Here is a 10,924-nt window from a genome sequence, read left to right on the forward strand (position 1 = left end):
GATCGGCGTACGGCTTTTGCTTCTCACCACTCATCAGGCCGAGCGTTAGCTCGCCTTCAGCTTTTGATCTTGCTTTTGATGTTGATCTGCCCGCCCCGTTCGGGAGGCTGAGTGGAGGTGTTCATCCGGGGATTGGCGCGCAGCGCCGTTCGACGTAGTCGAACTCATCGCATGTAGGTGCCAGCGAAGCCAACCGGAGGGCGATGCCCCCGGATGAATGCCGGAGCGAAGGAACGCCGAGCCCAGGCGAGGGGCCGGACGCTTGGGGCGAGCGTTTTTTTGCTTACTTTTTTTAGGCGCTTGTAAAAAAAGTGAGTCGCCGTAAGGGCGAAACCGCCAGCCGCCGTTACCGCAGAAATGGATATGTACCCAGTCAACCACAACATGGTCGGCCCGAAGGCCGCCATCGCTGGCAGGCCAGCCCCCACAAGCTCAACGCAGAGCCCAAAAAAATGCCCCAATCTCTCGATCAGGGCATTTCCGTTTAACACAACTTACACAGACAACCTCGAAGCCTTAGTGCGAAACAGCCCCACTCGCCCCCAGCCCAGTCTGCGAACGAACAAACTGCGGGAAGAACAGCGCTCGCTCATTAACGCCAGCCGCCGACTTATCAGTGATCGAGAAGAACCAGATCCCCACAAACGCAATGATCATCGAGAACAGCGCCGGGTACTCATACGGGAAGATCGCCTTCTCGTGATGCAGGATCTGCACCCAGATGGTCGGCCCAAGCACCATCAAACCAACAGCGCTGACCAGACCCAACCAGCCACCAATCATCGCCCCACGAGTGGTCAGCTTCTTCCAGTACATGGAAAGCAGCAAGACCGGGAAGTTACAGCTCGCCGCGATGGAGAACGCCAGGCCCACCATGAACGCGATGTTCTGGCTCTCAAACAGAATACCCAAACCGATCGCCAGCACCGCCAAAGCGATGGTGGTGATTTTCGAGACACGGATCTCGTCCTTCTCGTTGGCCTTGCCTTTCTTGATCACGCTGGCATACAGGTCATGAGACACCGCCGAAGCACCGGCCAGGGTCAGACCGGCAACCACTGCCAAAATGGTCGCAAACGCTACCGCCGAGATGAAGCCCAGGAAAATACTGCCGCCCACCGCGTTGGCCAGGTGCACCGCCGCCATGTTGTTGCCGCCCAACAGCGCGCCAGCCGCATCTTTGAAGGCCGGGTTGGTGCTGACCAGCAGGATCGCGCCGAAGCCGATGATGAAAGTCAGGATATAGAAGTAACCAATGAAGCCGGTTGCGTACAACACGCTCTTGCGAGCTTCTTTTGCGTCACTCACGGTGAAGAAGCGCATCAGGATGTGCGGCAGGCCAGCGGTACCGAACATCAGCGCCAGGCCCAGGGAGAACGCGGAGACCGGATCTTTCACCAGACCGCCGGGGCTCATGATCGCTTCGCCTTTGGCGTGAACCTTGATCGCCTCGGAGAACAGCGTGTTGAAGTCGAAGTTGACGTGCTTCATCACCATCAGCGCCATGAACGAGGCACCGGACAGCAACAGCACTGCCTTGATGATCTGCACCCAAGTGGTCGCCAGCATGCCGCCGAACAGCACGTACATGCACATCAGGACGCCGACCAGGATCACCGCTACGTGGTAATCCAGACCGAACAGCAACTGGATCAGCTTGCCTGCACCGACCATTTGCGCGATCAGGTAGAACGCTACCACCACCAGCGAACCGCAAGCGGACAGCGAGCGAATCTGGGTTTGCCCGAGGCGGTAGGACGCCACGTCGGCAAAGGTGTATTTACCCAGGTTCCGCAGGCGCTCGGCGATCAGGAACAGAATGATCGGCCAGCCCACCAGGAAGCCGATCGAGTAGATCAGGCCGTCGTAGCCGGAGGTGAACACCAGGGCGGAAATACCCAGGAAAGACGCCGCGGACATGTAGTCGCCGGCAATCGCCAGACCGTTCTGGAAGCCAGTGATCTTGCCACCCGCCGCATAGTAGTCAGCGGCCGAGTTGTTTTTCTTGGAAGCCCAGTAAGTGATGTACAAAGTCGCGCCGACGAACGCCACGAACATCAGGATCGCCGCGACGTTCAGGGGTTGTTTCTGCACAGCGCCGGTCAGGGCGTCAGCCGCCCAGGCGCCCGGTGCGAAGGCTGCGATGCTCAATAGAGCCATTAGACGCCGGATCATTGCTGAGCCTCCTTGAGAATCGCATTGTTCAGGTCGTCGAATTCGCCATTGGCGCGTCGAACGTAGATCCCGGTCAGGATGAAGGCTGAAACAATCAGCCCGACACCGATCGGTATGCCCCAGGTTATCGATGACTCAGGGCTGATTTTCGCGCCCAGAATATGCGGCCCGTAAGCGATCAAAAGGATGAATCCGGAGTAAAGCCCAAGCATGATCGCCGAAAGAATCCAGGCGAACTTTTCTCGCTTGCTAACCAGCTCCTTGAAGCGCGGGCTGTTTTGAATCGAGAGGTAAATGCTGTCGTTCATTGTTTTTATCCTCGCAGCACAGATTAAAGTTGGAACGTGATCCACTCTATTCGGCTGCGAGACAGGTTCCAGACGACCTTAGTATTAGAACGACATGACAGAATCGCCATTTTCCAGCATCCATTAAAACCATGTGGGAGTGAGCCTGCTCCTACAGGGGAAAACAAAAGGCCCCTTGGCAACTATGCCAAGGGGCCTTGATAGGTGCTGACTAGAGCTATCAGCTCAAATCATTTGGTCCAGTCTGCAACGCGTTCCGGGTGTTTGGCCACCCAGTCCTTCGCCGCGGCTTCAGGCTTGGCGCCGTCTTGAATCGCCAACATGACTTCGCCGATTTCGTCTTTCGATGCCCATTGGAAGTTTTTCAGGAACTTGGCCACTTCCGGTGCCTTGGTGGCCAGTTCTTTGCTGCCGATGTTGTTCACGGTTTCAGCCGCGCCATAAACGCCTTTCGGGTCGTCCAGGAAGCGCAGTTTCCACTTGGCGAACATCCAGTGCGGCACCCAACCGGTCACGGCAATGGATTCGTTTTTCTTCTCGGCACGGGTCAGCTCGGCAATCATGCCGGCGCCGGAACTGGCCTTGAGTTGATACCCGGTCAGATCGTAATCCTTGATCGCCTGCTCGGTTTTAAGCATCACGCCCGAACCGGCGTCGATGCCGACGATGCGTTTTTTGAAGGTGTCGTCGGTTTTCAGATCGTCAATGGTCTTGGCCTTGACGTACTCCGGAACGATCAAGCCGATTTTTGCGTCCTTGAAGTTCGGGCCGTAGTCGACGACCTGATCCTTGTTCTTGGTCCAGTACTCGCCGTGGGTTACCGGCAGCCAGGCGGACAGCATGGCGTCGAGTTTGCCTGTGGCCACACCCTGCCACATGATCCCGGTAGCGACGGCTTGCAACTTCACGTCATAACCCAGCTTCTGCTTGATCACTTCGGCGGCCACATGCGTGGTCGCGACGCTGTCGGACCAACCGTCAACGTAACCGATGCTCAGGGTTTTGCTCTCGGCATTGGCCATGGTGGAGCCAATCGCGAGCACCAGAGCGGCACCTGCGCCTAAAAGTCGTCGCATCTTCATCGTTACTTCCCCGAAAGTGCTGCGCTCGACGGATGCCGAGTCGCGTCAACGTATTGTTATGGTGCACAGCGCCCCCATCACGCCCACCGCAAACTCGTTCGAACATCAGCGTGATTATTTATGAGAGCACTGATGCGTCGATAATCAACCTGACGACAACCACGACCTGTGCTGTCAGCGACCTCAAGGCATCGAGAAACGACATCAGAACGCCATTAATCACGACCACATTGAATGCGCCTGCCAGTCCGCCCGAACTTTGCATGTCAAAATCATGCAAGGCCCCTAGCGCGGGGCAAATACAGGTAACATGCGCGGCTTTGCTCCCAGACGGCCCGACCATGCCCGCGACATCCCGCTTTCCTTTTCCGGCTTATCTTTTCGCTTGTCTGCTGGGGCTGTTTGCCCTTGGCGGCTTCTGGTATGGCCTCGGCAAACCGGTGATTCTGCCGGACGTGGCCAGCGCGACGCACAAGCTGCAATGCGCCTCCTACACCCCGTTCGACAAAGACCAGTCGCCGTTCGACGTGCCGTTCAGGTTGCGCCCTGAACGCATGGACGCCGACCTCGCGCTGCTGGCCAAAAGCTTCGAATGCATCCGCACCTACTCCATGACCGGCCTCGAGGCGTTGCCCGAGCTGGCGCGCAAACATGGTCTGAAGTTGATGATCGGCGCCTGGGTCAACAGCAATCCGATCGACACCGAAAAAGAGGTCGACCTGCTGATCGCCTCGGCCAACGCCAACGCGGACGTGGTGACCTCGGTGATCGTCGGCAACGAAACCCTGCTGCGCAAGGAAATCACCGGCGCGCAATTGGCGAAGCTGATTAATAAAGTCAAAAGCCAGGTGAAACAACCGGTCACTTACGCCGATGTCTGGGAATTCTGGCTCAAACACCCGGAAGTCGCTCCGGCAGTGGATTTCCTGACCATCCATTTGCTGCCGTACTGGGAAGACGATCCGTCGAACATCGACGCCGCGCTGCAGCATGTGGCTGAAGTGCGCCAGGTGTTCGGCAACAAATTCGCGCCCAAGGACGTGGTAATTGGCGAAACCGGCTGGCCAAGCGAAGGCCGTCAGCGCGAAACCGCCCTGCCGAGCCGGGTCAATGAAGCCAAGTTTATCCGTGGTTTTGTCATCATGGCCGAGCAGCAAGGCTGGCATTACAACCTGATCGAAGCGTTTGACCAGCCATGGAAACGCGCCAGCGAGGGCGCGGTGGGCGGTTACTGGGGGCTGTTCGATGCCGATCGCCAGGACAAGGGCGTGCTGGCCGGTCCCGTGTCGAACGTGCCGTACTGGTCGCAGTGGCTGGCCGTTGGTGGCTTGATCTTCCTTGGCACGCTGCTCCTCGGCGGGCGTGTACGCACCACACGCGCTGCCTTGGTGCTGCCGCTGCTCGGCGCACTGGCGGCTTGCTCGATTGGCGCCTGGGGTGATCTGGCGCGTGTCACCACCCGATTTGCCAGCGAATGGTTGTGGGTGGCGTTGCTGACGGGTTTGAACCTGCTGGTGCTGGCGCATGCCGCGTTGACGCTGAGTGCGCGCACCGGTTGGCGTGAGCGAGCGTTCAAAGCACTGGAGCGTCGAGCAGGCTGGCTGGTCGCAGCGGCAGGTTTTGCCGCGGCGGTGATGATGCTGGAGCTTGTGTTCGATCCGCGCTATCGCAGCTTCCCGAGTGTCGCCTTCATCCTGCCGGCGCTGGTTTACCTGTGCCGTCCGGTGAGCGTGCCGCGCCGTGAAATCGCCCTGCTGACCTTCATCATCGGCGCCGGCATTGCGCCGCAGCTGTTCCTTGAAGGGTTGCAGAACCAGCAAGCCTGGGGCTGGGCGCTGGTGAGTGTGTTGATGGTGGCGGCGTTGTGGCGTTGCTTGCGGGTTCGCAAGAGCTGATCTTCAGCGTAGCGACTGGCCCCATCGCGAGCAGGCTCGCTCCCACACTGGACCTTCGGCGAGCACAGAACTTGTGCATGACAGAAATCAACTGTAGGAGTGAGCCTGCTCGCGATGGCTGACTATCAAACGCCGCGACTTTCCCTAACCAACCGCAACCCCGCAATCACCACCGCAAACACCGCCAACGTCGTGTTGTACAACGCCAGCGCCGGAAAGCCGAACACCAGCGCCAGCGCCGCCAGCCACCACCCTGCCCGCCCCGGCACGACAAAACCGATGATCGCGGCAGCCAATGCCGCGAAGCCCAACACCTTGAAGTGAATCATCAAGCCCAGGCTGGAACGAATCTGGCATTCCCAGCGGCTTGCCTCGTCCACGCAGATGCCAACCCATTGCGCATCCTCCATAAAGCCATAACGCGCGCCATAACTGGCGGCCAGCCATAATGGCAGCAGAACGAGCAGCAGAATCACAGGCAGACGGCGGGACATGAAGCACTCCAATAAGCGAAAACGGCGGCCAGCTTAATCTCCTGACAGCGCTAAGCAAACGCGCGCAACAGATAATTGGTCACGAAATAGCTGCAAAGTGTATCGTCCAGCTACTATTGATCCGAAATACGCCCTGATTGGTGCCGCAGCATGGCACTTTGGCGCAAACCCCGTGGTCATAGCCTGCGAACTTCATTCGGCACCTTCCTCTAAGGGATCTAGTCATGCTCCGTTCCTTGCGCTTCGCCGCCCTGTTTGGCGGCCTTATTTTGAGTGCGTCCGCACTGGCGGTCGATATCGACGCCGCCAGTTATGGCTACCCCTTGACCAACCCGTTCGAGGCGACCATTGCGACGACTCCGCCGGACCTGCGTCCGGAGTTGCCGCTGGACGACGACATCGATCAGCAGACACGCAGCGTGACGCTGCGCCCGGAGCGTGCATTCGAACTGCCGGACAACTTCTGGCCGGTCAAGAAGTTGACCTACCGCATCGCCACGCAAGACAAGTCCGCGCCGCTGATATTCCTGATCGCCGGCACCGGCGCGCGTTATGACAGCAGCCTCAACGAATACCTGAAAAAGCTTTACTACAAGGCCGGCTATCACGTGGTGCAACTATCGTCGCCCACCAGCTTCGACTTCATGAGCGCGGCCTCACGCTTTGCCACACCGGGCATCACCAAGGAAGACGCCGAAGACATGTACCGGGTGATGCAGGCCGTGCGGGCGCAAAACCCGAACGTTACCGTCACCGATTACTACCTGACCGGTTACAGCCTGGGCGCGCTTGACGCGGCATTCGTCGCACACCTGGACGAAACCCGCCGCAGCTTCAACTTCAAGAAAGTCTTGCTGCTCAACCCGCCGGTCAACCTCTACACCTCGATCACCAACCTCGACAAGCTGGTCCAGACCGAGGTCAAGGGCATCAACAACAGCACCACTTTTTATGAACTGGTGCTGAACAAACTGACCCGCTACTTCCAGCAAAAAGGCTACATCGACCTCAACGATGCCCTGCTCTACGACTTCCAGCAGTCCAAGCAGCACCTGACCAACGAACAGATGGCCATGCTGATCGGCACATCGTTCCGCTTTTCGGCGGCCGACATTGCTTTCACCTCGGACCTGATCAACCGTCGTGGCCTGATCACCCCGCCGAAATACCCGATCACCGAAGGCACCAGCCTCACGCCATTCCTCAAGCGTGCGCTGCAATGCGACTTCGACTGCTACATCACTGAACAAGTGATCCCGATGTGGCGCGCCCGCACCGACGGCGGCAGCCTGCTGCAACTGATCGATCAGGTCAGCCTGTATGCACTCAAGGATTACCTGCACGACAGCCCGAAAATCGCCGTCATGCACAACGCCGACGACGTGATCCTCGGCCCTGGCGACCTCGGTTTCCTGCGCAAGACTTTCGGTGACCGCTTGACCGTTTATCCACTGGGCGGCCATTGCGGCAACCTAAATTACCGCGTCAACAGCGACGCTATGCTGGAGTTTTTCCGTGGCTAAATACCTCCTGCTTATCGCTGCGTTACTCTGTGCAGGCGTTGCCAATGCCGACAACAGCAAGGCCAACGCACCGGTCGTGATCGACAATGACGGCTTCAAGGAGCCGTTAAGCAAACTCAAGTTCAACCCGGGGCTGGATCAGCGCGAATTCGAACGCTCGACGCTCAATGCGCTGAACGTCTACGACCCGCTGGAAGAGTGGAACCGCCGGGTTTATCACTTCAACTACCGCTTCGACCAATGGGTGTTCCTGCCGGTGGTCGATGGTTATCGCTACATCACGCCAAGCTTCCTGCGTACTGGCGTGAGCAACTTCTTCAACAACCTCGGCGACGTGCCGAACCTGATGAACAGCCTGTTGCAATTCAAAGGCAAGCGTTCGATGGAAACCACCGCGCGCCTGCTGCTCAACACCACCGTCGGCATCGCCGGCCTGTGGGACCCGGCCACCGCCATGGGCCTGCCGCGCCAGAGCGAAGACTTCGGTCAGACCCTGGGCTTCTACGGTGTACCGGGCGGCGCCTACTTCGTGTTGCCGATCCTCGGCCCTTCGAACATCCGCGACACGGGCGGCCTGGTGGTCGACTTCAGCGCAGAATCGGCGATCAACTTCCTGAATGTCTCCGAAGTCAGCTCCAACCATCCTGAAGTCTGGGTCCTGCGCAGCGTCGACAAGCGCTACCAGACCAGTTTCCGTTATGGCCAGCTGAACTCGCCGTTCGAGTACGAGAAAGTGCGTTACGTGTACACCGAGTCGCGCAAGTTGCAGATCGCCGAGTAAGTCCGGCGGCAATAAAAAAGGCCATTCGATGCGAATCGAATGGCCTTTTTCATGGGTATTTTTCAAACACTGCAAAACCAATGTGGGAGCGAGCCTGCTCGCGATGGGGCCAGCCCAGCCAACATCTACGTGACTGACACACCGCTATCGTCGGAACGCCGCCCGGAGCCGGCTCGCTCCCACATTTTTGGACAGTGCCTGGCTCTAGCCTTTCAGCGCCTTGAAGATTTTGCTGACGACCATCACACCCGCCAACACCACCGCTCCCGCGACAATTCCCGCCACCGCATTCAGCAACGTCGGCACGATAAACCCGGCACCACCCGCCCCTGCACTGACGCTTTCAATCCAGTGATGAACCACCGGCACGCCATGGGTCAGAATCCCGCCGCCCACCAGGAACATCGCCGCCGTGCCGATCACCGACAGGCTTTTCATCATGTACGGCGCTGCGCGCAGAATCCCGCCGCCGATGCTTTTGGCCATCTGCCCGGGCTTCTGGGTCAGCCACAGGCCGAGGTCATCAAGCTTGACGATGCCCGCCACCAGGCCATAGACGCCGATGGTCATGACGATGGCGATGCCCGACAGCACGATGACCTGCTGGGTCAACGACGCATCCGCCACGGTGCCCAGGGTGATGGCGATGATTTCTGCCGACAGGATGAAGTCAGTGCGGATGGCGCCCTTGATCTTGTCCTGCTCGAATGCCACCAGATCGACCGCCGGGTCAGCCACCGCTTCCACCAGCTCCGCATGCTCGGCCTGGTCTTCAGCCTTGCTGTGCAGGAATTTGTGCGCGAGTTTCTCGAAACCCTCGAAGCACAGGTACGCGCCGCCGATCATCAACAACGGCGTGACCAGCCAGGGAATGAATGCGCTGATGGCCAAGGCTGACGGCACCAGGATCAGTTTGTTGAGAAAGGAGCCCTTTGCCACCGCCCATACGACCGGGATTTCCCGCTCGGCACGTACGCCGGAAACCTGTTGGGCATTGAGCGCCAGATCATCGCCGAGTACGCCAGCGGTCTTCTTGGCGGCCATCTTGGTCATCAACGCCACATCGTCGAGTACCGCGGCAATGTCGTCGATCAGCAACAGCAAACTGCTTCCTGCCATGAATCAGGTGTCCTTCTGGAATGAATGCTGCGCAGCATAGCGCGACCGAGCGCGACACGGGGCATTCTTGAGCGCTGCGCGAGGCCGGTGCTACCATGCGCAACCGCCAGAACAGGCAAGGAACCCCCTGGTTTATGAGCACTATCCGCGAGCGCAACAAAGAACTGATCCTGCGTGCCGCCAGTGAAGAATTTGCCGACAAGGGCTTCGCTGCGACCAAAACCAGTGATATCGCAGCCAAGGCGGGATTGCCCAAGCCCAACGTCTACTACTACTTCAAATCCAAGGAAAACCTCTACCGTGAGGTCCTGGAAAGCATCATCGAGCCAATTCTGCAGGCCTCGACGCCGTTCAACGCCGACGGCGTTCCCAGCGAAGTGCTCAGTGGCTACATCCGCTCGAAAATCCGCATCTCCCGCGACCTGCCTTTTGCCTCCAAAGTGTTCGCCAGCGAAATCATGCACGGCGCCCCGCACCTGAGCGCCGACCTGGTCGAACAGCTCAATGGCCAGGCCAGGCACAACATCGACTGCATCCAGACCTGGATCGACCGCGGGCAAATCGCCCCGATCGACCCCAACCACCTGATGTTCAGCATCTGGGCCGCGACCCAGACCTATGCCGATTTTGATTGGCAGATCACTGCCATTACCGGCAAGGCCAAGCTGGATGAAGAGGATTACGAAGCGGCGGCGCAGACGATTATTCGGTTGGTGTTGAAGGGGTGTGAGCCGGACAGGTAGACCGCGGTGCATTTATCGCTAGCAGGCTAGCTCCCACATTGGATCTTTGGCGTTCACCAATCCCCTGTGGGAGCTAGCCTGCTAGCGATGAAGGCAACTCGGTTTTGGATCAAACCCAAACAGCATCCCACAACGGATAATCGCCAAGCTTCTCCACCAGTCCAGCCCGCAAAGGGTTTGCTACGACATAACGCGCCACCTTCACCAAATCCTCTTCCCGCCGCAAAGCCCGGTCATGAAAACCTTTCTGCCAGAGAGCGATTTTGCGGCCAGTAAACTGATTCACCGCTTTGGTGCTCAGTGATTTGGTCTTTTGCATCAGGTCACCCAATGATCCCTGCTGTAACTCGACCAGCCAATGGAAATGATCGGGCATGACAACCCAGGCCAGTGAATTCGCGACTCCTTGATCCTGAGCGCAGCGAAACTGATTAACCACCACTCTACCCATGGTGAAGTCTTTGAATATTGGCTTTCGGTCTTGTGTATTGGTAGTCAGCAGGTAAATCCGATTGGATTCGGTATAGCGGCCGATGCGTAAGCGATTTGAAGCGGGTAGATCAGGCATTCCTTTCCCCCTCGCATGATTAATTCATCTGGAAGGCTAGACCTGATATTACCCAAGGGCGGGTCAGACATTTAGCTGGATGTGTCTGGTAGTCCGTCATCGCTAGCAGGCTAGCTGTGTAAACCCACCACGTTGTTCACGGATGCTATTCGGCTAATCGGTGGCAAATAACTCAGGCTGGCATGCGGGCGATGCCAGTTGTACTCGTGCAGCCACGATGTCAGGTAGGTCGCACG

General features: G+C 58.3%; 10 protein-coding genes and 1 pseudogene. 4 read left to right on the forward strand and 7 right to left on the reverse strand.

Going from position 1 to position 10,924, the window contains the following annotated elements; all coding sequences use genetic code 11:
* Positions 1-516: 516 nt before the first annotated feature.
* From ACRC4F_RS30175 to ACRC4F_RS30185, 3 genes are all read right to left on the reverse strand, one after another.
* A complete protein-coding gene (locus ACRC4F_RS30175) occupies positions 517-2,175 on the reverse strand; it encodes a cation acetate symporter (protein WP_438662586.1) in 1,659 nt (552 codons plus the stop codon).
* On the reverse strand, positions 2,172-2,483 hold the full coding sequence (locus ACRC4F_RS30180) for a DUF485 domain-containing protein (RefSeq protein ID WP_438662587.1): 312 nt from the start codon (positions 2,481-2,483) through the stop codon (positions 2,172-2,174). Before ACRC4F_RS30180 ends, ACRC4F_RS30175 begins: the two co-directional genes overlap by 4 nt.
* A gap of 230 nt (positions 2,484-2,713) precedes the next feature.
* On the reverse strand, positions 2,714-3,565 hold the full coding sequence (locus ACRC4F_RS30185) for a glycine betaine ABC transporter substrate-binding protein (RefSeq protein WP_438662588.1): 852 nt from the start codon (positions 3,563-3,565) through the stop codon (positions 2,714-2,716).
* A gap of 341 nt (positions 3,566-3,906) precedes the next feature.
* Here ACRC4F_RS30185 and ACRC4F_RS30190 point away from each other — a divergent pair, with 341 nt between their 5' ends.
* Entirely contained in the window at positions 3,907-5,460 is a 1,554-nt protein-coding gene (locus ACRC4F_RS30190) for a beta (1-6) glucans synthase (protein WP_438662589.1), read from the forward strand.
* A 125-nt stretch (positions 5,461-5,585) separates the two neighbouring features.
* On the opposite strand, the gene ACRC4F_RS30195 is transcribed toward ACRC4F_RS30190, so the two are convergent.
* Positions 5,586-5,954, reverse strand: coding sequence for a hypothetical protein (locus ACRC4F_RS30195; protein ID WP_438662590.1), 369 nt, complete (start codon positions 5,952-5,954; stop codon positions 5,586-5,588).
* A gap of 224 nt (positions 5,955-6,178) precedes the next feature.
* Between ACRC4F_RS30195 and ACRC4F_RS30200 the strand changes: the two genes are divergently transcribed.
* On the forward strand, positions 6,179-7,477 hold the full coding sequence (locus tag ACRC4F_RS30200) for a serine/threonine protein kinase (protein ID WP_438662591.1): 1,299 nt from the start codon (positions 6,179-6,181) through the stop codon (positions 7,475-7,477).
* Complete coding sequence (locus ACRC4F_RS30205; RefSeq protein ID WP_438662592.1) at positions 7,470-8,258, forward strand: MlaA family lipoprotein; 789 nt, start codon at positions 7,470-7,472, stop codon at positions 8,256-8,258. Before ACRC4F_RS30200 ends, ACRC4F_RS30205 begins: the two co-directional genes overlap by 8 nt.
* A gap of 204 nt (positions 8,259-8,462) precedes the next feature.
* Here the strand turns inward: ACRC4F_RS30205 and ACRC4F_RS30210 are convergent, their stop codons facing one another.
* Positions 8,463-9,377 carry a DUF808 domain-containing protein gene (locus ACRC4F_RS30210; protein ID WP_438662593.1) on the reverse strand — a complete coding sequence of 305 codons (915 nt, stop codon included), beginning with the start codon at positions 9,375-9,377 and terminating at the stop codon, positions 8,463-8,465.
* A gap of 134 nt (positions 9,378-9,511) precedes the next feature.
* Here ACRC4F_RS30210 and ACRC4F_RS30215 point away from each other — a divergent pair, with 134 nt between their 5' ends.
* Positions 9,512-10,120 carry a TetR/AcrR family transcriptional regulator gene (locus tag ACRC4F_RS30215; RefSeq protein ID WP_438662594.1) on the forward strand — a complete coding sequence of 203 codons (609 nt, stop codon included), beginning with the start codon at positions 9,512-9,514 and terminating at the stop codon, positions 10,118-10,120.
* Between the two features lie 109 nt (positions 10,121-10,229).
* Here the strand turns inward: ACRC4F_RS30215 and ACRC4F_RS30220 are convergent, their stop codons facing one another.
* On the reverse strand, positions 10,230-10,688 hold the full coding sequence (locus tag ACRC4F_RS30220; RefSeq protein ID WP_438662595.1) for an REP-associated tyrosine transposase: 459 nt from the start codon (positions 10,686-10,688) through the stop codon (positions 10,230-10,232).
* A 110-nt stretch (positions 10,689-10,798) separates the two neighbouring features.
* A pseudogene (locus ACRC4F_RS30225) lies at positions 10,799-10,924 on the reverse strand (IS481 family transposase); the annotation flags it as partial.

It is taken from the genome of Pseudomonas sp. (assembly GCF_051660785.1).
Classification (GTDB): Bacteria; Pseudomonadota; Gammaproteobacteria; order Pseudomonadales; family Pseudomonadaceae; genus Aquipseudomonas.